Origin of the sequence: Halorubrum hochsteinianum (assembly GCF_023702125.1) — an archaeon.
Taxonomy (GTDB): domain Archaea; phylum Halobacteriota; class Halobacteria; order Halobacteriales; family Haloferacaceae; genus Halorubrum; species Halorubrum hochsteinianum.
Genome location: NZ_CP098415.1, coordinates 1,992,410 through 2,014,295, shown reverse-complemented (window position 1 = coordinate 2,014,295; position 21,886 = coordinate 1,992,410). Strand labels below are relative to the sequence as shown.

Annotated in this window: 26 protein-coding genes and 2 tRNA genes; 9 read left to right on the top strand and 19 right to left on the bottom strand. The window is 70.1% G+C overall.

Annotation, left to right across the window (positions count from 1 at the left end):
* Positions 1 to 117 precede the first annotated feature (117 nt).
* Positions 118 to 2,751 carry a methyl-accepting chemotaxis protein gene (locus NAF06_RS10185; RefSeq protein ID WP_008583666.1) on the top strand — a complete coding sequence of 878 codons (2,634 nt, stop codon included), beginning with the start codon at positions 118 to 120 and terminating at the stop codon, positions 2,749 to 2,751.
* A gap of 38 nt (positions 2,752 to 2,789) precedes the next feature.
* Here NAF06_RS10185 and fdhF read toward each other — a convergent pair whose 3' ends face one another.
* The gene (gene fdhF / locus NAF06_RS10180; protein ID WP_008583668.1) at positions 2,790 to 4,976 is read right to left on the bottom strand and encodes a formate dehydrogenase subunit alpha; all 2,187 of its coding nucleotides are present in this window, start codon (positions 4,974 to 4,976) and stop codon (positions 2,790 to 2,792) included.
* Positions 4,977 to 5,150: 174 nt separating this feature from the next.
* Here fdhF and NAF06_RS10175 point away from each other — a divergent pair, with 174 nt between their 5' ends.
* Positions 5,151 to 5,567 (top strand): hypothetical protein, encoded by a 417-nt coding sequence (locus NAF06_RS10175; RefSeq protein ID WP_008583670.1) that lies wholly within the window; start codon positions 5,151 to 5,153, stop codon positions 5,565 to 5,567.
* A gap of 4 nt (positions 5,568 to 5,571) precedes the next feature.
* Here the strand turns inward: NAF06_RS10175 and yqeC are convergent, their stop codons facing one another.
* The 5 genes from yqeC to mvk form a co-directional block, all read right to left on the bottom strand.
* On the bottom strand, positions 5,572 to 6,303 hold the full coding sequence (gene yqeC, locus NAF06_RS10170) for a selenium cofactor biosynthesis protein YqeC (RefSeq protein WP_008583672.1): 732 nt from the start codon (positions 6,301 to 6,303) through the stop codon (positions 5,572 to 5,574).
* Between the two features lie 82 nt (positions 6,304 to 6,385).
* Complete coding sequence (locus NAF06_RS10165; RefSeq protein ID WP_008583674.1) at positions 6,386 to 6,748, bottom strand: DUF7976 family protein; 363 nt, start codon at positions 6,746 to 6,748, stop codon at positions 6,386 to 6,388.
* Positions 6,745 to 7,788: an Mrp/NBP35 family ATP-binding protein gene (locus NAF06_RS10160; RefSeq protein WP_008583676.1), complete on the bottom strand. Its 1,044-nt coding sequence runs from the start codon at positions 7,786 to 7,788 to the stop codon at positions 6,745 to 6,747. Before NAF06_RS10160 ends, NAF06_RS10165 begins: the two co-directional genes overlap by 4 nt.
* A gap of 81 nt (positions 7,789 to 7,869) precedes the next feature.
* Positions 7,870 to 8,649 (bottom strand): isopentenyl phosphate kinase, encoded by a 780-nt coding sequence (locus NAF06_RS10155; protein ID WP_008583678.1) that lies wholly within the window; start codon positions 8,647 to 8,649, stop codon positions 7,870 to 7,872.
* Positions 8,646 to 9,662 (bottom strand): mevalonate kinase, encoded by a 1,017-nt coding sequence (mvk, locus tag NAF06_RS10150; RefSeq protein WP_008583681.1) that lies wholly within the window; start codon positions 9,660 to 9,662, stop codon positions 8,646 to 8,648. Before mvk ends, NAF06_RS10155 begins: the two co-directional genes overlap by 4 nt.
* Positions 9,663 to 9,789: 127 nt before the next feature.
* Between mvk and NAF06_RS10145 the strand changes: the two genes are divergently transcribed.
* Complete coding sequence (locus tag NAF06_RS10145; protein WP_008583683.1) at positions 9,790 to 10,362, top strand: mechanosensitive ion channel domain-containing protein; 573 nt, start codon at positions 9,790 to 9,792, stop codon at positions 10,360 to 10,362.
* Between the two features lie 58 nt (positions 10,363 to 10,420).
* A complete protein-coding gene (locus tag NAF06_RS10140; RefSeq protein ID WP_008583686.1) occupies positions 10,421 to 10,759 on the top strand; it encodes a DUF4870 domain-containing protein in 339 nt (112 codons plus the stop codon).
* Between the two features lie 82 nt (positions 10,760 to 10,841).
* On the opposite strand, the gene rpsB is transcribed toward NAF06_RS10140, so the two are convergent.
* The 13 genes from rpsB to NAF06_RS10075 form a co-directional block, all read right to left on the bottom strand.
* Positions 10,842 to 11,660, bottom strand: coding sequence for a 30S ribosomal protein S2 (gene rpsB, locus NAF06_RS10135; protein ID WP_008583688.1), 819 nt, complete (start codon positions 11,658 to 11,660; stop codon positions 10,842 to 10,844).
* A 16-nt stretch (positions 11,661 to 11,676) separates the two neighbouring features.
* Complete coding sequence (gene eno / locus NAF06_RS10130; RefSeq protein WP_008583689.1) at positions 11,677 to 12,879, bottom strand: phosphopyruvate hydratase; 1,203 nt, start codon at positions 12,877 to 12,879, stop codon at positions 11,677 to 11,679.
* The gene (locus NAF06_RS10125) at positions 12,879 to 13,055 is read right to left on the bottom strand and encodes a DNA-directed RNA polymerase subunit K (protein ID WP_006628057.1); all 177 of its coding nucleotides are present in this window, start codon (positions 13,053 to 13,055) and stop codon (positions 12,879 to 12,881) included. Before NAF06_RS10125 ends, eno begins: the two co-directional genes overlap by 1 nt.
* 3 nt (positions 13,056 to 13,058) lie before the next feature.
* Positions 13,059 to 13,253, bottom strand: coding sequence for a DNA-directed RNA polymerase subunit N (locus NAF06_RS10120; protein ID WP_006628058.1), 195 nt, complete (start codon positions 13,251 to 13,253; stop codon positions 13,059 to 13,061).
* Positions 13,254 to 13,265: 12 nt separating this feature from the next.
* Positions 13,266 to 13,664, bottom strand: a complete 399-nt coding sequence (locus NAF06_RS10115; protein ID WP_008583693.1) for a 30S ribosomal protein S9 — start codon at positions 13,662 to 13,664, stop codon at positions 13,266 to 13,268.
* Positions 13,658 to 14,107, bottom strand: a complete 450-nt coding sequence (locus NAF06_RS10110; protein ID WP_008583695.1) for a 50S ribosomal protein L13 — start codon at positions 14,105 to 14,107, stop codon at positions 13,658 to 13,660. Before NAF06_RS10110 ends, NAF06_RS10115 begins: the two co-directional genes overlap by 7 nt.
* On the bottom strand, positions 14,104 to 14,457 hold the full coding sequence (locus tag NAF06_RS10105; RefSeq protein ID WP_008583697.1) for a 50S ribosomal protein L18e: 354 nt from the start codon (positions 14,455 to 14,457) through the stop codon (positions 14,104 to 14,106). Before NAF06_RS10105 ends, NAF06_RS10110 begins: the two co-directional genes overlap by 4 nt.
* Positions 14,458 to 14,496: 39 nt before the next feature.
* Positions 14,497 to 14,581, bottom strand: a tRNA-Leu gene (locus NAF06_RS10100).
* Positions 14,582 to 14,730: 149 nt separating this feature from the next.
* Positions 14,731 to 15,483, bottom strand: a complete 753-nt coding sequence (locus tag NAF06_RS10095) for a DNA-directed RNA polymerase subunit D (protein WP_008583699.1) — start codon at positions 15,481 to 15,483, stop codon at positions 14,731 to 14,733.
* A gap of 1 nt (position 15,484) precedes the next feature.
* Entirely contained in the window at positions 15,485 to 15,877 is a 393-nt protein-coding gene (locus NAF06_RS10090) for a 30S ribosomal protein S11 (RefSeq protein ID WP_004595254.1), read from the bottom strand.
* A 4-nt stretch (positions 15,878 to 15,881) separates the two neighbouring features.
* On the bottom strand, positions 15,882 to 16,409 hold the full coding sequence (locus NAF06_RS10085) for a 30S ribosomal protein S4 (protein ID WP_006628064.1): 528 nt from the start codon (positions 16,407 to 16,409) through the stop codon (positions 15,882 to 15,884).
* A complete protein-coding gene (locus NAF06_RS10080) occupies positions 16,406 to 16,927 on the bottom strand; it encodes a 30S ribosomal protein S13 (RefSeq protein WP_008583702.1) in 522 nt (173 codons plus the stop codon). Before NAF06_RS10080 ends, NAF06_RS10085 begins: the two co-directional genes overlap by 4 nt.
* 56 nt (positions 16,928 to 16,983) lie before the next feature.
* Positions 16,984 to 17,069, bottom strand: a tRNA-Ser gene (locus tag NAF06_RS10075).
* Between the two features lie 342 nt (positions 17,070 to 17,411).
* Here NAF06_RS10075 and NAF06_RS10070 point away from each other — a divergent pair.
* The 5 genes from NAF06_RS10070 to NAF06_RS10050 all read left to right on the top strand — a co-directional run bounded on the left by NAF06_RS10070 (position 17,412) and on the right by NAF06_RS10050 (position 21,840).
* The gene (locus NAF06_RS10070; protein ID WP_008583704.1) at positions 17,412 to 18,452 is read left to right on the top strand and encodes a zinc-binding dehydrogenase; all 1,041 of its coding nucleotides are present in this window, start codon (positions 17,412 to 17,414) and stop codon (positions 18,450 to 18,452) included.
* Complete coding sequence (locus tag NAF06_RS10065) at positions 18,442 to 18,852, top strand: DUF7977 family protein (protein ID WP_008583705.1); 411 nt, start codon at positions 18,442 to 18,444, stop codon at positions 18,850 to 18,852. Before NAF06_RS10070 ends, NAF06_RS10065 begins: the two co-directional genes overlap by 11 nt.
* Before the next feature lie 104 nt (positions 18,853 to 18,956).
* Entirely contained in the window at positions 18,957 to 19,535 is a 579-nt protein-coding gene (gene cmk / locus NAF06_RS10060; RefSeq protein ID WP_008583707.1) for a (d)CMP kinase, read from the top strand.
* Between the two features lie 18 nt (positions 19,536 to 19,553).
* Positions 19,554 to 20,597: an RNA-guided pseudouridylation complex pseudouridine synthase subunit Cbf5 gene (locus tag NAF06_RS10055; protein WP_008583709.1), complete on the top strand. Its 1,044-nt coding sequence runs from the start codon at positions 19,554 to 19,556 to the stop codon at positions 20,595 to 20,597.
* A 22-nt stretch (positions 20,598 to 20,619) separates the two neighbouring features.
* Positions 20,620 to 21,840, top strand: a complete 1,221-nt coding sequence (locus NAF06_RS10050; RefSeq protein ID WP_008583711.1) for a succinylglutamate desuccinylase/aspartoacylase family protein — start codon at positions 20,620 to 20,622, stop codon at positions 21,838 to 21,840.
* Positions 21,841 to 21,886: the final 46 nt, after the last annotated feature.

Genomic DNA, 21,886 nt, shown 5'->3' with positions numbered 1-21,886 from the left:
CAGTTCGACCCCGAAACCACTCGTCGAACGTGACGCTCGGTCGGCGTCTGTCCCGCGAGCTATCACGACTGATATCTTGCCACCGACGTTTATTAGTGATAGTGAAAACTGCGAATCATGTCCGCTGACGACCGAGACGGCATCCTCCGGCGTCTCTCTCATCGACTGCGCGGCCGGTACCTCTTCAAGATCGCGGCGGCGGTCATCGTCGTGTCGACGGTGTTGCTCGGCACGGGCGCGCTCGCCGTCGATCAGGTTCAGGCGAGCGTCGAGTCCGACGCGCGAGAGACGATGACGAGCGCCGCCGAACGGGAGGCCGAGGGGATCAACGGCTTCCTCAGCGAGATGAACGGGTACACGAACCGGGTCTCGTCGGCCTCCGGCGTCCAGTCGTCGAGCGATGGACGGATACGCGACGAACTCCGGCAGAACGCAGACATGCTCCCCGAGTACGTGGTCGACGTCCACTACTACAACATGGTGACCAACGAGGTCGCCGTGAGCACCTCGCCCATGACGGAGGGGACGACGTTCTCCGAGGAGGAGCGGCCGTGGGCGGTCGGGCCGGCGGCGTTCGCGCACGCCAACGAGGTGCGATCCTTCGAGCCGTACAAGGCCGACGGCGAGAATCACCTCGGGTTCGTCAGCCCGATCAACAACGTGCCCGGCAAGGCGATCGTGATCACGGTCGACCTGTCGGAGCGCGGTTCGCTCCTGACCGCCCCGGTGGACGGCGGCAACATGCAGGTCGTCTCCACCGCCACCGGACAGGTCGCGCTGGCGTCGAACAGCGACGCGATCTTGCGCGACTACTTCCTGATCGAGGAGCTGTCGCACCTCCGGAGCGACGTGACGGAGTCGACGACGACCGACGTCTCGAACGCCGAGCAGACGGTCGTAGACGGCTCCGACCTCGCCACGGCGACCGCGCCGGTCGAGGGGAAGTCGTGGGCGGTCGTCGTCGCGGCCCCGCAGCGCTCGGTGTACGGCACGGTCGGCGACGTGACGCGGACCGTCTTGGTCCTGATCGGCATCTCTATCGTCGGTCTGCTCGCCGTGGGCGCGTTCGTCGTCCGCGACGTGAACGGCTCCGTCGACGACTTGCGCGGGTACGCGGAGGCGATCGAGGCCGGCGATTTCGACGTCGAGATCGACCGCGAGCGCGCCGACGAGTTCGGGCAGCTCTCGGCGCTGTTCGACCGCATCCGCGAGACGATGCGCGAGCAGATCGCCGCGGTCGAGGAGTCCGCCGACGAGGCCGCCGCGGCCCGCGAGGAGGCGGAGGCGCTCTCGGCGCACCTGGAGACGAAGGCCGACGAGTACGAGGCGACGATCGACGCGGTCGCCGAGGGCGACCTCACCCGCCGGCTCGACCCGGAGAGCGAGAGCGAGGCGATGACGGCCATCGCCGAGTCGCTCAACGAGACGCTCGACCGGCTGGAGGCGCTCGTCGTCGCCATTCAGGACGCCGCCGAGACGGTCGACGAGCGCAGCGCGGAGGTGACGGACTCCGCCGCGGAGGTCGAGTCCACCAGCGTCGGCGTCGCCGAGAGCGTCGAGGAGATATCGGTCGGCACGGAACGGCAGGAGGAGACGCTCTCGACCGCGGCCGCCGAACTCGACGACCTCTCGGCCACGGTCGAGGAGATCGCCTCCTCGACGGACGAGCTGGCGGAGCGGTCTGCCGCGACCGCCGAGGCCGGCGAGGCGGGCCGCGAGGAGGCCGGCGCGGCGATCGAGCGCATGGACCGGATCGACGACGAGGTCGGCCGGACCGTCGACGAGATGCGCGACCTGCGCGACGAGGTCGAGCGCATCGGCGAGGTGGTCGAGCTCATCGACGACATCGCCGAGCAGACGAACATCCTCGCGCTGAACGCCTCGATCGAGGCCGCGCGCGCGGGCGAGGCCGGCGAGGGGTTCGCGGTCGTCGCCCGCGAGGTGAAGGACCTCGCGGAGGAGACCGCGGAGGCGACCACCGAGGTCGAGGAGCTGATCGCGGGCGTCGAGGGCTCCACCGAGTCGGTCGCGGACGGCCTGTTCTCGATGGAGGACGACGTCGAGGCCGGCCGGGAGGTCGTCGAGGAGACCGTCGGCACCCTCGAATCGATCGTCGAGGACGTGGAGGACGCCAACGCCGGGATCCAGTCGATCAACGACGCCACCGACCAGCAGGCGGAGTCGACGCAGGAGGCCGTCTCGATGATCGACGAGGTCGCCGAGGTGAGCGTCGAGACGGCGAGCGAGGCGCAGAACGTCTCCGCGGCCGCCGAGGAGCAGACGGCCGCGATCGGCCAGATATCGACGAGCGCCGAGTCGCTGTCGACGCGCGCCGACGAACTCCGCGCGCTCGCCGACGAGTTCGAGGCGCGCGAGGCGGCGGCCGCCGAGTCGGCGGTCGCGGACGCGGCCGACGCCGAGGACGCCGAAGCCGACCTCGACGGACCGTCGGAGGCGGCCGCCGGAACCGGGTTCGAGTTCGGTCCGGACGCCACGGACGCGGACGACGACGCCGACACCGCGGACGACGCCGAAATTGACGCCGACACCGCGGACGACGCCGAAGACGAACCGGCTGCGGGCGAGCCGGCCGACTACGACGCGGTCGAAGTCGACTCGGACGGAGACGACGCGGTCGAGACCGCGACCGCGAACACCGACGCGAACGCGGACGCCGCCGCGACCGACGCCGGCGAAACGGCGGCCGACGGCGGGGTCGACGACGCCGAGACCGCGGCCGGCGACGACTGATCCGGACTCCCGTCCGGGCGCGAAAACCGGGCGACGCCTCAGTCGTCCGCCGACGCCGCCGCGTCGCCCGCGGGCTCGATGTCGACCTCGATCTCGGCCGACGCGGCCTTGTACTCGGGGATCTTCGAGCGCTCGTCGAGCACGTCGTTGGTGAGGTGGTTCGCGGAGGCGGCCGCGAAGTGCGGCGTGGTCCAGACGACGCCCTCCTTGATGTCCTCGGTGACGTCGGCGCGGACCGTGATCTCCCCGCGCCGTGACTTGAGGTTCACGTGGTCGCCGTCCTCGATGCCGTACCGCTCGGCGTCGTTCGGGTGGACGTCGACGAAGTTCTCCGGGTGCTGTTTCGAGAGCGTGGGCGAGCGCCGGCTCATCGTCCCGGTGTTGTAGTGCTCTTCGAGCCGCGCCGTGGTCAACACGAGCGGGTACTCCTCGTCCGGGACCTCTTTCGGCTCCTGATGGACGACGCCCTCGATGCGGCCGAGCCCGTTCTCGGTCTCGAAGGAGTCCTCGTAGAGGTACGAGTCGCCCTCGTCGCCCTCCTCGTAGCAGGGCCAGTGGATCCCCGTCTCGCCGAGCGCGTCGTAGGTCATCCCGTGCATGATCGGGCAGACCTCGCGCAGCTCCTCGAACACGTCCTCTGGGCCGTCGAAGGCGAACTCGTCCCCGTCGAACAGCCGCGTCCCGACCTCACAGAGGATGTCGAGATCGTGGCGCGTGTTCTCGTGGACCTTGTGGACGCCGCGCATGCGCTGGACGCGGCGGTCGGTGTTGGTGACGGTGCCGTCGCGCTCGGCCCACGTCGTCGCGGGGAGGACCACGTCCGCGAGCTTGGCGGTCTCGGTCATGAAGATGTCCTGAACCACCATGAAGTCCAGTTCCTCGCGGAACCGCTCTTCCGTCCGGTTCCCGTCCGGCTCGCTCATGATCGGGTTCTCGCCCATGACGTAGAGCCCGTGGACGGTGTCGCCGATGGCGTGGGAGATCTCGACGTTCGTCAGCCCCGGCTCGGACGGTATCTCGAAGCCCCACACGTCCTCGACTGACTCGCGGGCCTCGTCGTCGTCGACGAGCTGGTACCCCGGGAGGACGTTCGGCATCGCGCCCACGTCGCAGGTCCCCTGAACGTTGTTCTGCCCGCGCAGGGGGTTGACCCCGGTTCCCGGGCGACCGAGGTTCCCCGTGACCAGCGCGAGGTTGATCTCGTTTTGGACGTTGTCGACGCCGCAGGTGTGCTGGCTCATCCCCATCCCGGTGAAGACCGCGGCGTCGTTGGCCATCGCGTACTTCTCGGCGGCGAGTTCGATGTCGGCCAGCGGCACGCCGCACTCCTCGGCGGCCGCCTCCCTGTCGAAGTCCGCGAGGGTCTCCCTCAGGTGGTCGATCCCCTCGGTGCGCGCTTCGACGAACGCCTCGTCGATCCAGCCCGCGTCCGGCTCCGCCTCGTGGCGCTCCAGTATCGTCTTGAGGACGACGTTCAGGAGGGGGATGTCGGTGCCGGGCTTCAACTGGAGGTGTATGTGCCGGTCGGTGTCGTCGGTCTCGAACGACCGGGTGGTCTTGTTCGCGTGCGGGTCGACCTGAATGACGGTCGCCCCCTCCAGAACGGCCTGCCGGAAGTACTGGCTGTTGGCGATCGGGTGCTGCTCGCCCGGGTTCGCGCCCTGGATCCACAGCACGTCCGCGGAATCCTCCAGGTCGGCCATGCTGTTCGTCATCGCGCCCATCCCGAGGCTGGTCCGCAGCGCCCAGACGGTGGAGGCGTGACACATCCGCGTGCAGTTGTCGACCTGATTGGTTCCGTACCGTCGCGCCAGCTTCTGGATGAGGTAGTTCTCCTCGTTGAACGTCTTCGAGGAGCCGAAGAATCCCATCCCGTCGGGGCCGTGATCCTCGCGGATTCCCTCCATCTCGTCGACGACCCTCGTCAGCGCCTCGTCCCACGTCGCCTCGCGGAACTCGCCGTCGCCGGACTGCGTCCGGCTGCCAGAGGAGCTTCGCTCCTCGCTGTCCTCCTTGATCAGCGGCTCGGTCAGTCGGTCCTCGTGGTCGACGACCTGCGTCGCCGCGCCGCCCTTGATACAGACGCTCCCCTCGTTCACCGGCGCGTCGCCCCACGGCATGAACCGCATCTCGCCCGGGTCGTCCCCCTCCAGTACGCGGATCCCGCATCCCACGCCGCAGTACGGACAGATCGTCTTCGTCGCGTCCCCCGGTTCACTGGACATCGGTCTCACCGCCCTCCTGTGGGCACATACCGCACGATCCGTCGTGGACTCCATGAGTGTACCGGTGGTCCGTCCCGCTCGGAACCGAGGCCGTCGAGCGGGGCCCCCGGACCCCGACGCGGGCGGCCCCGCCGAGACGAACGTTCATCCCGGCCGCCGTCGTACCGGGGGCCGATGGATCTGAGCGAGTCGACGGTCCGCGACCGCGCCCGCGAGTACGCGGAGCGGGAGCCCCTGTACGACGTGGAGCGCCAGCACGTCGAGACGGTCCCGAGGGCGTTCGCGGGCGACGAGTACGGGCGGCGGGACGCCCAGTGGATCGTCCGGTGGTACTTCCGCCGGTACCTCGGCGAGTATCCGGACCGGGAGCGGCGCGAGCGCGAGGAGGCGTTCCGGGACAACGCGTTCGACGACGTGGTCGACGCGATCGACGCGGCCGTCGAGACGGCGGGAGCGACCGAGTCCGACCCGACCGACGGCGACGCCGACGCCGCGCTCGCCGCCCTCACCGCGCTCGACGGCGTCGACGCGTGGACGCTGTACCGGGCGCTCTGGCGGTCGTTCGAGGATCTCCCGGAGGAGTCCACGTAGCCCGCTACTCGACGATCTCGACGACCGGATCGTCCGCGATCAGGCGCGTGAGGAGGACGCGCGGCACGTTCGCGCGGAACGTGATCTCTCCCGCGATCTTCCGGGCCGCGACCGCGTCCGCCTCGTCGTCGACCTTGTTCACGACCGGGATCGCCGTCGCGTCGCTCGGGACGCCCTTCAGCCCGCCCGCCGGGCTGGCGAGCACGGTCGCGACATCCGCGGGACGGATCTCCGACCCGATCTCGCGGCCCGTGATCGCCGCGACCTCCTCCGGTCGGTGGACGAGGTCCTCGGTGAGCGGTTCGCCGACGACGTGCGCGCTCGCGATCGGGGCGACCACGTCCGCGGCCGACGGGATCTGCGGCTCGTGGTCGCCCGGCGCTTTGAACTCCCGGAGGCGCGCGCCGTCCGCCTTCACGAGCGTCGCGCCCGGGGCGGCGTCGGCGATCTCGGAGACGGTCTCCGCCTCGTATCCGAGGTAGCGGTCCGACCGGTCGCGCTCCGGGACCAGCCCGAGCGGCCAGTCGCCGTCTCCGGCCTCCTCGATCGCGGCCACCGGGTCCTCCGTCACCCGCACCGCGGCAACCCGGTCGTCGAAGATCGGTATCCGGACGCTCGCCGTCACCACCGCCCGGTCCAGCCGGTCGGCGAGCGCGAACAGCGTCGACTTCTTGCCGCCCGCGCCGACGACGCAGACGGTCGCGTCGCGGGCGTCGAGCGCGGTCGTCAGGTCCATGTTCGGCCGGTCGGTCGCCGGGGGCCTCACTCTGGCGGTCGCACTCGGACGTCGGGGGACGCCGCGAATCCCCCGAGGTCTCTCAGCGACGCAGTCCGCCCTCGGCTTTGATCCGCATGATGTGGCGGACGTTGAGGTAGATCTCCTCCGGCGAGGTCTCCTCGTCGGGGTCGTACAGGTCCGACACGCGGTACAGCACCGCCGAGAGCTGCTTGCTCTCCGAGCTGTCCCCGCGGACGTCCTCGGCGACCTCGCGCAGGAACGCCCGGACCTCCTCGTCGTCCGCGAACTCGCCCGCGTCGACGCCGTCCGGGACGACCGGGTCGACGCCGGCGGCTGCGAGGCCGTCCTCGGGACCGTCCCCGTCGGCGTCGCTCCCTTCCGCGTCGGTTCCTTCCGCGTCGCTCCCCCCGGCGGCGCTCGGCCCGTCGTCCGCGTCGGTCATCGGCTCCGCGACACCTTCCGGCGCTGGACCACGCCGGCGTTGTCCGCGACGTTCTCGACGATCACCTTGAACGCGTCCGCGGTCTCGCCGTCCTCTAAGACGATCGGCTCGCCGTCGTCGCCGCCGGTCCGGACGGACGGGTCGAGCGGGACGCCGCCGAGGTAGGGGAGGTCGTGGTCGGCGGCGAGCGCCTTCCCGCCGCCGGAGCCGAAGATCTCGTGGAACCCGCCGCAGTCGGGACACTTGAACCCGGACATGTTCTCCGCGATGCCGAGGACGTTCGTGTCGTGTTTGCCGAACATCCGGAGCCCCTTCGTCGCGTCGTCGAGCGCGACGTCCTGCGGGGTCGTGACGATCACGGCCCCGGTCAGCGGCAGCGTCTGGAGGATCGTGAGCTGAGTGTCGCCGGTCCCCGGCGGGAGGTCCATGATCAGGTAGTCCAGCTCGCCCCACTCGACGTCCTCGACGAGCTGCGTGATGATCTTGTGGACCATCGGGCCGCGCCAGATGACGGGGTCGTCCTCGCCCGTGAGAAAGTCCATGCTCATCAGCTTCAGGCCGAACTGCTCGGGCGGGACGATCGTCTCGCCGTCGGTCTCCGGGCGCTGCTCGGCCGACACCATCCGCGGGACGTTCGGCCCGTACACGTCGGCGTCGAACAGGCCGACGCGCGCGCCCAGCTCCGAGAGCCCGGCCGCGAGGTTGACCGCAGTCGTCGACTTGCCGACTCCCCCCTTCCCGGAGGCGACCGCGATCACGTTCTTCACGCCCGGCAGCACCTGCTCGTCCGCCGAGAGGTCGTCCGGGATCGACGCCGACAGCTCGACGTCGAGCCCCGTGTCGTCGAGCGCGTCCCGCACGTCGTCGGCGATCGACGACTCCGTCGGCGAGAACGGCGCGCCGAGCGCCAGCGACACGTGGACCGTCCCCGCCCCGTCGTCGAGGTCGATGCCGTTCACTAACCCGAGCGAGACGATGTCGTCTCCGAGGTCCGGGTCCCGCACGTCTGCGAGCCGCTCCCGCACGTCCGATTCGTTCATGCCGGCAGGGAGGGCCGTGGCGCGAATAAGGGTTCTGTACCCGGGCGGACCGCCGTTCCTGACGCGCCCGGGGTCACCCGATCAGTCGATCCGGGTCCCGGCGTCCTCGCCCCGCAGGAACGGGACCAGGTCCTCGCCGCCGAACACGTACGCCGGCGCGTCGAGCCCGAGCAGCTCCCGCACTTTCGCTGCCATCCCGCCCGAGACGTCCGTCGCGTCGCTCGCGCCGAGCGCGTCCGCGACCGCCGCGAACGCGTCGATCTCGCGGATCACCTCCCCGTCGGAGTCGAGCACGCCGGGAACCGTCGAACAGACCCCGACGCGGCGTGCGCCCAGTCCGGTCGCGAGTTCGACGACCAGTTCGTCGCCCGAGACGACCGTGACCCCGTCGCCGGCGGTCGCGACGCCGTCGCCGTGGAGGACGGGGACGAACCCCTCGCCGAGCAGCGTCGCCGTCGACCCGAGCGGGAGGTCGAGGTCGCCGTCCGCTCCGTCGGCCCGCGCCGCGAGCGACAGCGGGTGGACGGGGACCGCGGGGACGCCCCGCTCGCGGAGCCGCTCTAACACGCGCGCGTTCAGCCGCTTCATCGCGCCGTGGATCGCGGCCACCGCCTCCGCGTCGCGGGTCCCCTCAGTCGTCGACACGCCGTGCTCGCTGGCGTGGTGGTGACCGAAGCTCCCGCCGCCGTGGACGACGACGAGCCGGTCGATGTCGCCCGCCGCGAGCGCGTCGGCGACGGCGTCGCAGGCGGCGTCGAGCGACGCCTCGTCCAGCGTCTCCGGGCGGTCCTTCTTGGTGATCAGGCTCCCGCCGAGCTTGAGAACGACGGGGGGATCCGACCCCGCTCGGGCGTCCGTCACGGCTCCACCACCCGAACGCCCTCCGTCGCCAGCTCGGCTCGGAACGCCTCCTCACAGCCCTGCGTAAAGGAGAGGGCGGTCTCGCTCGCGTCGCTCTCGTCGAGCGCGACGACGCAGCCGCCGCCGCCCGCGCCGGTGAGCTTCGCGCCGTGTGCGCCCGCGTCCCGCGCCGCCCAGACCATCGCGTCGAGCGACCGGGCGGAGACGCCGAGCGCCGCGAGCAGCCCGTGGTTGAAGTCCATCAGCTCGCCCAGCTCCGCGAGCAGCGCCGGCTCCGGCTCCGCGTCGGCGTCGGCCTCGGCGAGCAGCCCCTCGCCCGTCCGGACGAGGTCTCCGATGGACGCCACCGTGTCCGCGGCGAACTCGTGTTCCGCCCGCAGTTCGCGGACGCCGGCGACGAGCTCGCCCGTGTCGCCCGCGCCCCCGTCGAAGCCGACGACGAACGGGAGGTTCGGCGCGCCGATCCGCTCGCAGTCGTCGCCCTCGACGCGGACCGCGCCGCCCATCGCCGAGCAGAACGTGTCGGCGCGGGAGGCCTGCCCGTCCTGAACGTCGTACTCGGCCCGGAACGCCCGGTCGGCGAGTTCGCGGCGGTCGAGCGGCTCGCCGAGCGCGCGGGTCGCGGCGTCGATGCCGGCCACGACCACGGCCGCCGACGACCCCAGCCCCGCCCCGAGCGGGATGTCGCTCTCGACGGTGATGTCGAAGCCGGCGTCGGGGGCGTCGGCCGCCGCCCGCGCCTGCTCGACCGCGGCGTCGACGTAGCCCATCGCGGCCTCGACGAGCGGGGTCGGCACGTCCACGTCCGGGCGGTCGCCGGTGCCGCCGGAGTACTCCACCGTGAACCCGTCCAAGGAGAGGTCCTCGGCCTCGACGCGCACGTGGTCGTCCTCGCGGGGCTCGGCGGTCACCGTGGCGCGCCGCTCGATGGCCGCCGGCACGGCCGGTTCGCCGTAGACGACGGCGTGTTCGCCGAAGAGGTACACCTTCCCCGGCGCTTCGCAAACGGTCATACGAGACACCTCTCTCCCCGCGCTTACAGGCGTTGCGCTTGCGGGGTCGGCCGCGGCGGGGAGCGGACGCGGGACGGCGACCCCGTTCCCCGTCAGTTTTTCACCGGCGGCCGCCGTCGTGCGGGCCATGCCCGCGCTCCCGTCGCTTCTGACCCGCTCGTTCACGAACTTCGTCGAGGGGTTGGCGGTCGCCATCCCGCGGCTGCTCTCGGGACTGGTGTTCCTCGCGCTGGCGTACGCGACGGTCAGGGTCGTCCTCGCGGTCCTCCGGTCGTCGATCAACCGGGTGTACGTCGGGGACCGCGAGCTCGTCGGCGACCTCATCGTCACGCTCGTGGCGATCTTCCTGTGGTTCGGCGTCGCGCTCACGTTCCTGAAGGTCCTGGGGATGGGCGACATCGCGGCGAGCCTCGGCACCGCGGTCGGCTTCATCGCGCTCGGCGTCTCGTACGCGCTCTCCGAGATGATCGAGGACACCGTTGCCGGCGTCTACCTCCTCCGCGATCCCGACTTCAACGTCGGCTACCGCGTCGAGGCGAAGGGCGTGACCGGCACCGTCGCCGCCATCGAACTCCGGAAGACGCGGATCGACACGGACGCCGGCGACCGCGTCGTCTTGGCGAACCGCGAGATAGAGCCGCGCTGGACCCACGACGTGCCCGAGGAAGCGCCTGACGACGGGTCGTCGACGGCCGACTGAGCGCGGCCGAACAGTTGTCCCAAAGCTTATGAGTTAGCTCCGAAACCGCTCTCCCGCTATGTCAATACCTGATAGCAACACCGTCGAGGGCGACACGACGCTCGCGGCGCTGTCGCACGCGTCGGCGCTTTTCGCCTCCTTCCTCGGGCCGATCCTGTTTCTGGTCCTCGCGGACGACGACGACGAACTCGTCAAACAGAACGCGAAGAACTCGCTGAACTTCCAGATCGTCGTCTTCGTCGCGCTCATGATCGCGGGGGTCCTGAGCTTCGTGTTCATCGGGCTCCTGCTGTTCCCGATCATCGGGATCGCGGACCTCATCCTGGTGCTCATCGCGACCGTGCGGGCGAACGACGGGGAGGTCTACGCGTACCCCTACACGCCGGACCTCGTCTAACCCGGCGTCCCCTCGCGGGCGAGACACCGGTCGCTCCCGGGCGGTGACCGAAACGGAACCGAGAACTCAAAAAGCGACCGCGTTAGAGCTCGTCCTCGAAGTCTTCGAGGGCGAACACGGTGTCGGTGCCGCGGCGGTCGAGCGTCTCGTTGGCGAGGAGCCAGTAGACGACCGACAGCGCGCGACGACCCTTGTTGTTCGTCGGGATGACGAGGTCGACGTTCGACAGCTGGTTGTTGGAGTCACACATCGCGATGACCGGGATGCCGACGGTGATGGCCTCCTTGACGGCCTGCGCGTCGCCGATCGGGTCGGTCACCACGACGACGTCCGGCTCGATGTAGCCGGCGTAGTCGGGGTTCGTCAGCGTGCCCGGGATGAACCGGCCGGTCCGGGCGCGGGCACCGATGGCGTCCGCGAACTTCTCGGCCGGGAACCGGCCGTACTGCCGCGAGGACGTGACGAGGATCTGCTCGGGGTTGTAGTTCGAGAGGAAGTCCGCGGCCGTGCGGATCCGCTGGTCAGTCAGGCTCACGTCGAGGACGTACAGCCCGTCGTCGCGGACGCGGTGGATGAACCGCTCCATGTCCTTCGTCTTCTGCTGGGTCCCGATGTGGACACCGGCGGAGAGGTAGTCCTCGACGGGGATCAGCAGGTCGACGTCGTCGTCCGGCATGACGTCGTCGTCGAACGGGGAGGCGTCCTCCTCCTCCTCGGTCGTTTCTTCGGCGGCCGCGCTCTCGGCGTCGGCGGTCCCAGTTTCGGCGTCGGCGGACGCCCCCTCGGCGGCCGCGTCGGCGGTCGGTTCCTCGGTCGTGTCGGCCTCCTCCTCGACCGCCGCGTCGACCGCCTCGGTCTCCGCGTCGTCGTCGAGTTCGACCGCGTCGTTGTCTTCGCTCATGCGTGGTGTCGGTCCGTCATACCGCGTCGTCCGCGATGCGGACCAGTTCGTTCAGCTTGGCCGTTCGCTCGCCGCCGACCGTACCGGTCTTGATGTATCCGGCGTCGGTCGCCACGGCGAGGTGTGCGATGGTCGTGTCCTCGGTCTCGCCCGAGCGGTGCGAGATGACCGTCTCGTACCCGTTGCGGGCGGCGAGTTCGACCGCGTCGAACGCGTCCGACAGCGTCCCGATCTGGTTCGGCTTGATCAGGATGCTGTTGGCCGCGCCCGCGTCGATCCCGTCCCGAAGCCGCTCGACGTTGGTGACGAACAGGTCGTCGCCGCAGATCAGCGTCCGGTCGCCGACCCGGTCGGTCAGCTCCGCGAACGCCTCGTAGTCGTTCTCGTCGAGCGGGTCCTCGACGTACGCGAGGTCGTACTCGTCGACGAGTCCGGCGACGTACTCGATCTGCTCGTCGGCCGACTTCGTCTCGTCGCCGTACACGTACGCCTCCCGGTCGCCGTCGTACAGCTCCGCGGCGGCCATGTCGAGCCCGAAGCGGATCTCGAATCCGACCTCGTCCTCGACGCGGTCGACCGCCTCGTCGACGACCTCGAACGCCTCCGCGTCCGAGATCGGGGGTGCCCACGCGCCCTCGTCGCCCTTCGCCGCGGGGACGCCGCGCTCGTCGAGCACGTCCGCGACCGCCGCGTGGACCGCGGCGTTCGCGAAGACGGCCTCCGAGACGCTCGGCGCCCCCACCGGCGCGGCGAGGAACTCCTGGATGTGGGTCGCCTCCTTGGCGTGTTCCCCGCCGCCGACGACGTTGCCGAGCGGAACGGGGAAGTTCTCCCCGCGGAACGCGCCGCCGAGGTGCTGGTATAACGGCGCGCCGAGCACGTCGGCGGCGGCCTTCGCGGCCGCCATCGAGATGGCGACGGCGCTGTTCGCGCCGATGGCGGAGAAGTCGTCCGTCCCGTCGGCGGCGCGGAGCGCGTTGTCGACGGCGCGCTGGTCGCCCGCGTAGACGCCTTCGAGCCGCGGCACCGCGTGTTCGCGGGCCTTCGCGATCGACTCGCCCGCGGGCAGTTCGATCGCCTCGTACTCGCCGGTCGAGGCCCCGCTCGGGGCCGCACCGCGGCCGAAGCCGCCGGACTCGGTGAGCACGTCGGCCTCGACGGTCGGGTTGCCCCGCGAGTCGAGCACGCGACGCAGCGAGACGCTCGTGATCCGCGTCATCAGCTCTCCCTCCGTACCGTGAAGGGGAGCGCGCCCGCGTCGTACTCCTCCGCGGCGACGAGGATCGGCTCCGTCTGGTCCGTGTCGATCAGCACGGGTGCCCCGTAGGACACCTGTAGCGCTCGCGCGCCGAGGATGCGTGCCTTCTCGTATCGGTTGTATCGCTGTCCTGACATGGGTTACTGGTACGGTGAGACGACGTCGACGAGGTCGCGGTGGCTCACCAGCATGCGCCGGCAGCAGTGCCGGTCGACCCCGAGGTCGTCGAGCACCTCGCCGGGATCTTCGTCGCCCTCGCGAGCCCGCTCTTTGAACTCTTCCCAGTGTTCACCCACGACGTTGCCGCACGTGAAACACCGGACGGGGATCATCATGACTGGATCACCTCAGCGGTAGGACTTCTGGTAGCGAGCGCGCGCGCCGGGTCCGCCCCACTTCTTGGGTTCGGACTGGCGCACGTCGTTGACCAGCAGGGTGCGGTCGAAGCTCATGTACGCGTCCCGCAGCTCGGCGTCGCCGAGGTGCTGGACGAGACCGCGCGCGATGGCGGTCCGCGCCGCGTCGGCCTGGCCACTGAACCCGCCGCCCTCGACGTCGATGTCGATGTCGACGCCGTCGCGGAGGTCCTCGCCGGCGATGCGGAACGGCTCCAGCATCTTGAGCCGCGCCTGCTCCGGTTCGACCAGCTCGACTGGCTGGGAGTTGATGCGAACGCGACCCTCGCCCTCGCGCACGGTGGCGCGGGCGACGGCCGTCTTCTTCTTGCCTGAGGTGTTCGTTACCATGTGACGTTGGCTCCCAGAGACTCGGAGATCGATCCGAGCGTCGTGAATTTGATGTTCGAGAGGCGGTCGAGCGAGGTGCCGTCGAGGACGACGCTCTCGACGTCCTCGTCGCGCTCGTAGGGGTTCCCGACGTACACGCGCACGTTCGAGAAGGCCTCGCGGCCGTCCTCGGACTTGTACGGCAGCATGCCGCGGATGGCGCGCTTGAAGATCCGGTCGGGGCGCTTGGGGTAGTACGGCCCGCTGTCCGAGCCGAGCTCCGCGCGCTTGTTGTATGTCTCCATCGTCGCCTCCTCGTTGCCGGTGATGACGGCGCGCTCGGCGTTGACGACGGCGACGGTCTCCCCGGCGAGGGCGCGCTGGGCGACCTCCGAGGAGACGCGACCGAGGATACAGTCGCGGGCGTCGACGACGACGTCCGCGTCTATCTTCGCGAGACTCATCGGATGATCCTCACGTTGCTTCCTTCGGGGTTCTGTTCGACGTACTGTTCAAGCGTCACCGCTTCGCCGGCCTGATCGATCTTCGTCCGGGCGGTCCCGGAGAAGTCGACGGCGGCGACGGTGACGTTCGTTTCGAGCACACCGCTGCCCAGCACCTTGCCGGGGACGACGACCGTCTCGTCTTCCTGAGCGTACCGTTCGATGCGGCCCAGGTTGACCTCAGCGTGCGTGCGCCGTGGCTTCTCTAATCGGTCGGCGACATCCTGCCACACGTTGGCACCGGAATCTCGCGAGACCGACTTCAGATCGGCGATGAGGTTCTGTAGTTTCGGGTTCGTCTTGCTACTCATAGCTGTCCCTCCTGAACGGAGAGTTCGTGGAAAACGGAGTGCAGGGAGCAGGATTTGAACCTGCGGACCTCTACAGGACAGCGCCCTGAACGCTGCGCCGTTGGCCTGACTTGGCTATCCCTGCGTGCACTCCTTCGTATTCCGGCTCCCTTCAAACCACTTTCGGTCCCGCCGTCCGCCGACCCCGCGGCGGCCGCCTCGGCCATCGAGGCGGCACCGCGGCTGTCGACGGGGGCGACGGTCAGGGGGTTGGTTCGAAGGGCCGTCATTTCCTTATACCGCGACTTTCGTCTGTAGTTCGTCCGCGCGCTCCTCGATGGAGTCGATCGCGCGGAGCAGCAGTTCCTCGACGTCGAACGAGCCGTCCGTCTCGATGTGGAAGACGAACGCGCCCGGCACGTCCTCGACCGCGACCTCCTTCCCGGGGAACCGTTCCGAGAGGTCGTTGTCGAACTCGTCCGTGAGCTCGATCTCCCCGTCCGGCGTCTCGATGACGCCGCGGAGGATGTTCGGCTCGTCGTCGTCGAACTCGCCGCGGTCGCCCTCGACCGTGACGCGCTGGAGGTGGCGGTAACCGACGGAGACGCCGCCCTGGTGTTTGGCGTGCTCCTTGCCGGTGTCGAGGACCGCGTCGGCCTCGAACTCCAACCGCTGTCCCTCCTTCAGCTCGATGATCGGGACGTTCTCGTCGGCGACCTCGACGAGCGGGTCGCTGCTTTCGATGTCGCCGGAGTACGCCGTCGCCGGGCCCTCGACGTCGAGCGCGAGTGTGACCTCGTCGCCGACCTCGAAGTCGTCGAGCGGCGTCGTCAGGGGGATGAGCCCCAGACGCAGGCCGATCATCTCGTCGAACATGACCGAGGAGTTCTCGACGAACCGGACGGTGTCGATCGAGAACGTCGGGACATCGGCGATCATCGCCCGGCGGATGCCGTTGGCGAGCGCCGGCGTGAGCCCGCGGATGAGCACCCGCGCGCTGCGTTCGTCCCGTTCGACGTACTGGACGTCGAATTCGTCTTCGGTCATGTCAGACTCGCTTGTTCTTCGGTGCCTTCGTCCCGTCGTGCGGGATGGGCGTGACGTCCTCGATCCGTCCGATCTCGACGCCCGCACGCGAGAGCGCGCGGATCGTCGCCTGCGCACCGGGACCGGTGGACTTGTTGAGGTTGCCGCCGGGGCCGCGCACGCGAACGTGTACGCCCTCCAGACCGGCGTCCTTGACGCGCTCGGCGACGACCTCCGCCATCTGCATGGCGGCGTACGGCGACGCCTCGTCGCGGTTCTGCTTCACCACGGTGCCGCCGGACGACTTGGCGATCGTCTCGGCACCCGTCTCGTCGGTGACCGTGATGAGCGTGTTGTTGAACGACGCGTACACGTGGGCGATGCCCCACTTTCCTCCGTCTTCGGATTCACTCATGGTGTTACTCCTGTGACTCCGCGCGCTCGGGGTGGAGATCGTCCGCGAGCGGACTGTTCTCGTCGAAGGCGATGGCACCTTCGTCGTCGACGTCCACCTTCACCGACGGGCGCGTGACGCGAGCGCCGTTGACGGTGATGTGGCCGTGGACGATGAACTGGCGGGCCTGCTGGGTCGAGGAGGCGAATCCCTGCCGGTAGACGACCGTCTGGAGACGACGCTCCAGCAGGTCGGTCACGTCGAGCGACAGGACCGTCGAGATGTCGTCGTTGTCGCCGAGGATGCCGATGCGGCGGAGCCGTGCGACGAACTCCGCGCCGGCGTCTTGGGCGGCGTCGACGTCGCCCTGCGCCTCGCCGAGGAGCCGTCGGGCCTCCCGGCGCATGTTGCGCAGTTCGGACTGGGCGCGCCAGAACTCCTCTTTGTTCTTCAGACCGTACCGCGAGAGGAGGTCGGACTCCTCGGCGATGCGCTCGCCCTGGTACGGGTGGTTCGGCGTCTCGTAGCCCTTGGTGTTTTTCCCGGTGCTCATTCGTCGTCACCGCCTTCGTCGTCGGCCATCTCCTCGCGGATCTCCTCGACGTTGACCCCGATGGTCCCCTCCGAGCGACCCGTGGACTTGGTGCGCTGGCCGCGGACCTTCTGTCCGCGCTTGTGACGCACGCCCTTGTACGATTCGATGATCTTCATCCGGTTGATGTCGTGGCGGCGCTTCTCGTCGACGTCGGTGCCGACGAGGTGCGTCGTCTCTCCGGTGAAGAAGTCGTTCTGTCTGTTCGTCATCCACGACGGGACGTGGTCTTCGAGGTTCTCGGCGATGTCGACCACCGCGTCGATGTCCTCCTCGTCGAGGAGCCCGAACGTGGCGCTTCGGTCCACGTCGGCCTTCTCGGCGACCAGCCGCGCCGTGCGCGTGCCGATGCCGTCGAGTTCGGACAGGCTTCGCTCGACCGTCTTCGTCCCGTCGAGGTCCGCGCCCCCGATCCGAACGAAGTACTGGAGGTCTTCCTCCTCCTCCGGTGAGTCGTCCTGTGATTCTTCCGTGCTCATGTGTTGGTTGTGGTGAGTCCTACCGGCGCGAATCCGGCGGTACTCGTCCGTTCGAGCGTTGCGGCGGGGATTCGAACCCCGGAGGCAGTGACGCCACAGAGTTAGCAACCCTGCGCCTTGGGCCAGGCTTGGCTACCGCAACCCGCGTTGTATCATCGCCCTTGCGGACTCGGGGCCCGACGCCCCTACAGTTCGTGCGTTCGTTATCTCCCGCTTTCGGTACTTAAACATCACGAATCGGTCGGGTCGCTGTGGGGGGTTCCCACGGTCGTCGTCGACACCCTCACGGCGGCGGACTGCCCCCGTCAGGTCGGTCCCGCGCGGTCCCGCAAGCGTCACATCGTCGGGTTCCGTGAACGTCGCATCATCAGGTTCCATGAACGTCGCATCGTCGGGTTCCGTGAACGTCGCATCGGGTTCCGTGAGCGTCGCATCGGGTTCCGTGAGGCGTACTGTTTAGTGGGTCCCGCGGGAGGGACCGATCATGAAGGCCGTTCAGTTCGGCGACCACGGCGACCGCGACGTGATCGAGTACGGCGAGTTCCCTGACCCCGAACCGGACCGCGGCGAGGTGGTGATCGAGGTCAAGGCCGGTGCCCTGAACCACCTCGACATCTGGACGCGACGCGGGATGCCCGGCATCGACCTGGAGATGCCACACATCCCCGGCAGCGACGCGGCTGGTGTCGTCGAGTCCGTCGGCGAGGGCGTGACGCGCTTCGAGCCGGGCGACCGCGTCGCGGTGAGCGCCGGCGTCTCCTGCGGGAACTGCGAGTTCTGCCGCAACGGCGAGGAGTCGCTGTGCGTCTCCTTCCACATCATCGGCGAACACGTCCGCGGCGTCCACGCCGAGAAGGCCGTCGTCCCCGAGGCGAACCTCGTCCCGGTCCCGGACGGCGTCGACTGGGAGGTGGCCGGCTCCGCGTCGCTCGTGTTCCAGACCGCGTGGCGCATGCTCCACACGCGCGCCGACATCGAGGCGGGCGAGACGGTGCTCGTCCTCGGTGCCTCCGGCGGCGTCGGCCACGCCGCCGTCCAGATCGCCGACCACGCGGGGTGTGAGGTGTTCGCGACCGCCTCCACCGAGGAGAAGCTCTCGCACGCCGAGGACTGCGGTGCGGACCACGTGATCGACTACGAGGCGAACGACTTCGCCGACGAGATCAGCGCGCTAACCGGCAAACGCGGCGTCGACGTCGTCGTCGATCACGTCGGCGAGGCCACCTACCCGGACTCGCTGAAGTCGATGGCGAAGGGCGGCCGGCTCGTCACCTGCGGCGCGACGACCGGCGGGAACCCCGGTGCCGGGCTCAACCGCATCTTCTGGAACCAGCTGTCGGTGCTCGGCTCAACGATGGCGACGCCCGGCGAGGTCGACGACGTCCTGGAACTCGTCTGGGACGGCACCTTCGAACCCCGCGTCCGCGAGGTCCTCCCGATGAGCGAGGCCGCGCGCGCACACGAGATGATCGAGAACCGTGAGGGCTTTGGCAAAGTGGTCGTAAAGCCCGACAGTGAGCTCTGAGACCGACGCCGATGCGGACGAGTCCCCCGACGGCACCACCGACGGCGGCTACGTTCACGTCCCCGAGACCGAGGGCGACGGCGGGACGGACGACGCCGGGCCCCACAGCGTCCGCGACGGCGACGCGCCCGACCGCGGCGACGGCCCGCGGGACGAGACGCCGTCGGCCGACGACCCGACGGCCGACGGCTTCGGCCGCAAGGGGTGGGCGCTGACCGCCGTGCTGTTCACCTGCGTGCTGGTGATCCCGGGGATCATCTACGCTTACCCGTACGCAGCCGGCGCGTTCGGTCTCACGTTCTTCGCGACGTACCTCGCGCTCCCGCTCGTCCCCGCGCTCCTCCTCGGGGTCGTCGCGGTCTGGTCGATGACGGCCGCGACCGCGGACGACGAGGCGTGAGGGACGGCGAGGCGTGAACCGCTCTCGCCCCGGCGGCCGCCGCCGGTCGGTCCCGCACGACGGCGAACGACAACCGTTTTGAACGACACCCGCGGAGTGAGGCTATGTTGATCACCGTCTCCGGCCCGCCGGGGAGCGGGAAGAGCACCAACGCCGTCCAGCTCGCCGACGCGCTCGGCCTCGGGCACGTCTCGGGCGGCGACATCTTCCGCGAGATGGCGGCCGAACGCGACATGACGCCCGTCGAGTTCAACGAGTTCGCCGAGGAGGATCCGCAGATCGACCGCGACCTCGACCGCCGGCTCCGCGAGATCGCCGTCGAGCGCGACGACGTCGTCCTCGAATCGCGGCTCGCCGGCTGGCTCGCGGCCGACCACGCGGACTTCCGGTTCTGGTTCGACGCCCCGCTGTCGGTCCGCGCGGAGCGGATCGCCGAGCGCGAGTCGAAGCCGGTCGACCGCGCGCGAACCGAGACGGAGCGCCGGGAGGCCTCCGAGCGCAAGCGCTACGAGGAGTACTACAACATCGACATCGAGGACCTCTCCATCTACGACGCCGCGTACAACACCGCCCGGTGGGGCCCCGAACCGTTCCTCGACGTCCTCGTCGCGACGGTGGAGGCGTACGACTCCGCGACCGACGAGGGGAAAGCGCCCGTCGAGGGCGTCGTGTACGACTTCTGAGCGGCGGCTCCCCCGACCATGACAGGCACACCCGACGACACCGGCCGCGACGCTCCCGGCAACGGCCCCGCCGACGCCCCCGCCGGCGGTGACGGCTCCGCGAGCGGCGACGACCCGCTCAGAGCCCCGCCCGGCGAGCGCTCGGTGCCGGAGCTGCTCCGATTCGGCGTCGTCAACCTCGACAAGCCCGCCGGACCCTCCTCGCATCAGGTGTCGGCGTGGATTCGGGACGCGATCGACGAGACGCTCGCGGCGCTCGATCCGGAGGGCCCCCCCACCGGCGGCGTCGCGCACTCCGGCACGCTCGACCCGAAGGTGACCGGCTGTCTGCCCACGCTGACCGGCGACGCGACGCGCATGGCGCAGGTGTTCCTCGAAGGGGCCAAGGAGTACGTCGCGGTGCTGGAACTCCACGGGTCGCCCCCGGCCGACTTCCGCGAGGTGGTCGCGGAGTTTGAAAGCGAGATCTACCAGAAGCCGCCGCGGAAGAGCGCCGTGAGCCGCCGGCTCCGCACGCGGACGGTCCACGACCTCGACGTGCTGGAGGTCGCCGACCGGAAGGCACTCATCCGGGTCCGGTGTGAGTCGGGGACGTACGTCCGAAAGCTGTGTCACGACCTCGGCCTCGCGACCGGCGTCGGCGCGCACATGGGCCACCTCCGCCGGACCGCTACCGACCCGTTCGACGACCGCGACCTGCGGACGCTCCAGGACCTCGTGGACGCGCTCGCGTGGGCCGAGGACGGCGACGACGCGCTCCTCCGCGACGTGGTCCGCCCCGCAGAGGACGCCCTCGCGCACCTCCCCGCGGTGACGGTCGCGCGGTCGGCCGCGCGCAACGTCGCGACCGGCGCGCCGGTGTACGCCCCCGGCGTGATCGATGTCGACGACGCGGCCGTCCCGCCGGCGGGAGACGACGAGGCGACCCCCGGCGACGACGCCGACCCGCCGCTCGTCGCGTGCTTCACGCCCGACAGCGTCGCGGTCTGTCTCGGCCGGGTCGCCGGCGACCCCGACGCCGAGTCGGGCGCGGTCGTCTCGCTAGAGCGCGTCCTTTTATAATCGTCCGCTCGCCGTCCCGCGTATGGACGCCGACGGCCACGACGACGCGAGCACCGACACCGGCGGGACCGACCGACGCGCGCTCGGCACCGCGAGCGCCGCTCCGGGCGAGTTCGACAGGGGCTGGTTGGCCGTCGCGGACCTGCCCACCGGCGCGTCCGAGCGGCTCCCGGTCGCGATCGCGAACGGAGCGGCCGACGGGCCGACGCTGTGGCTCACCGGCGGGGTTCACGGGGACGAGGCCACCGGCGTCGCGGTCGTTCAGGACGCGATGGCAGCCTTCGCCGAGGACGACCGCCTCGCCAATCTCGCCGGCGCGGTCGTCGCGGTGCCCGTCGTCTCCCCGGCGGGGCTGCGTCGGAACGCGCGGGAGACGTACTACGCCGACGAGGATCCGAATCGCCACTTCCCGGACGCCGACGCGGAGTCGGCCCGCCCGCCGAAGCTTCAAGAGCGGATCGACGCCCGGCTCTACGCCGCCATCACCGGCGAACCGGTCGACGACGAGTCGGTCGGCTTGGGCGTCGACGCCGAAGACGCCCCGGGCGACGGCGTCGCGGCCGACGCGCTGATCGACTGTCACACCGCGGGCGTCGGCAGCGAGCCGTTCGCCATCCGCGACCGCGTGCTGTACGGCGACCGCCGGAGCGAGGGCCAGGCGGCCGCGCTCTCGGACGAACTCGGTCGGATCGTCGACGCCTTCGGGTTCCCGACCGTGCGGGAGTACCCGGCCGCGGAGTACGTCGAGGAGAACCTCCAGCGGTCGACGGCGGGCGCGGTCCTCAACGAGGCGGGGATCCCGGCGTTCACCGCCGAGCTCGGCGCGCACAGCGTCGTCGACGACGGGCTCGTCGACGCTGGCGTGGCCGGAATCTTCGCGGTCGCGGTCGAACTCGGACTGCTCGCGTCCGAGGACGCCCCGGCCGCGGTCGGCGAGCCGAGCGACCACGTCGACCCCGCGCCGGTCGACTTCCCGGTACGCCGGTACCGCGGGCCGACGACCGACGCCGCCGGACTGGTCCGCCACCGCGTCGCCGCGGGAGATCGGTTCGACGAGGGCGACGCGCTGGCCGACGTGGTTGCCGCCACCGGCGAGGAGCGCGGCGAGGTGACGGCCGACCGCCACGGGTACGTCCTCGGTAGATCCGAGGGGCTGGCGGCCTACGAGGGCGATCCCATCGGGAGCCTCGCGGTGCGGGACGACGGCGACCTCGTGGTCCCGAGGGAGACCGACGACGAGTGAAACGAAGTCCTTAATTACCGGTCGGTCGTGTTTTCGACCGCAGACA

Excerpts from the sequence above, each read along its gene's own strand:
- NAF06_RS10185 (WP_008583666.1), top strand. The coding sequence starts at position 118 with ATGTCCGCTGACGACCGAGACGGCATCCTCCGGCGTCTCTCTCATCGA.
- fdhF (WP_008583668.1), bottom strand. The coding sequence starts at position 4,976 with ATGTCCAGTGAACCGGGGGACGCGACGAAGACGATCTGTCCGTACTGC.
- NAF06_RS10175 (WP_008583670.1), top strand. The coding sequence starts at position 5,151 with ATGGATCTGAGCGAGTCGACGGTCCGCGACCGCGCCCGCGAGTACGCG.
- yqeC (WP_008583672.1), bottom strand. The coding sequence starts at position 6,303 with ATGGACCTGACGACCGCGCTCGACGCCCGCGACGCGACCGTCTGCGTC.
- NAF06_RS10165 (WP_008583674.1), bottom strand. The coding sequence starts at position 6,748 with ATGACCGACGCGGACGACGGGCCGAGCGCCGCCGGGGGGAGCGACGCG.
- NAF06_RS10160 (WP_008583676.1), bottom strand. The coding sequence starts at position 7,788 with ATGAACGAATCGGACGTGCGGGAGCGGCTCGCAGACGTGCGGGACCCG.
- mvk (WP_008583681.1), bottom strand. The coding sequence starts at position 9,662 with ATGACCGTTTGCGAAGCGCCGGGGAAGGTGTACCTCTTCGGCGAACAC.
- NAF06_RS10145 (WP_008583683.1), top strand. The coding sequence starts at position 9,790 with ATGCCCGCGCTCCCGTCGCTTCTGACCCGCTCGTTCACGAACTTCGTC.
- NAF06_RS10140 (WP_008583686.1), top strand. The coding sequence starts at position 10,421 with ATGTCAATACCTGATAGCAACACCGTCGAGGGCGACACGACGCTCGCG.
- rpsB (WP_008583688.1), bottom strand. The coding sequence starts at position 11,660 with ATGAGCGAAGACAACGACGCGGTCGAACTCGACGACGACGCGGAGACC.
- eno (WP_008583689.1), bottom strand. The coding sequence starts at position 12,879 with ATGACGCGGATCACGAGCGTCTCGCTGCGTCGCGTGCTCGACTCGCGG.
- NAF06_RS10125 (WP_006628057.1), bottom strand. The coding sequence starts at position 13,055 with ATGTCAGGACAGCGATACAACCGATACGAGAAGGCACGCATCCTCGGC.
- NAF06_RS10120 (WP_006628058.1), bottom strand. The coding sequence starts at position 13,253 with ATGATGATCCCCGTCCGGTGTTTCACGTGCGGCAACGTCGTGGGTGAA.
- NAF06_RS10115 (WP_008583693.1), bottom strand. The coding sequence starts at position 13,664 with ATGGTAACGAACACCTCAGGCAAGAAGAAGACGGCCGTCGCCCGCGCC.
- NAF06_RS10110 (WP_008583695.1), bottom strand. The coding sequence starts at position 14,107 with ATGAGTCTCGCGAAGATAGACGCGGACGTCGTCGTCGACGCCCGCGAC.
- NAF06_RS10105 (WP_008583697.1), bottom strand. The coding sequence starts at position 14,457 with ATGAGTAGCAAGACGAACCCGAAACTACAGAACCTCATCGCCGATCTG.
- NAF06_RS10095 (WP_008583699.1), bottom strand. The coding sequence starts at position 15,483 with ATGACCGAAGACGAATTCGACGTCCAGTACGTCGAACGGGACGAACGC.
- NAF06_RS10090 (WP_004595254.1), bottom strand. The coding sequence starts at position 15,877 with ATGAGTGAATCCGAAGACGGAGGAAAGTGGGGCATCGCCCACGTGTAC.
- NAF06_RS10085 (WP_006628064.1), bottom strand. The coding sequence starts at position 16,409 with ATGAGCACCGGGAAAAACACCAAGGGCTACGAGACGCCGAACCACCCG.
- NAF06_RS10080 (WP_008583702.1), bottom strand. The coding sequence starts at position 16,927 with ATGAGCACGGAAGAATCACAGGACGACTCACCGGAGGAGGAGGAAGAC.
- NAF06_RS10070 (WP_008583704.1), top strand. The coding sequence starts at position 17,412 with ATGAAGGCCGTTCAGTTCGGCGACCACGGCGACCGCGACGTGATCGAG.
- cmk (WP_008583707.1), top strand. The coding sequence starts at position 18,957 with ATGTTGATCACCGTCTCCGGCCCGCCGGGGAGCGGGAAGAGCACCAAC.
- NAF06_RS10055 (WP_008583709.1), top strand. The coding sequence starts at position 19,554 with ATGACAGGCACACCCGACGACACCGGCCGCGACGCTCCCGGCAACGGC.
- NAF06_RS10050 (WP_008583711.1), top strand. The coding sequence starts at position 20,620 with ATGGACGCCGACGGCCACGACGACGCGAGCACCGACACCGGCGGGACC.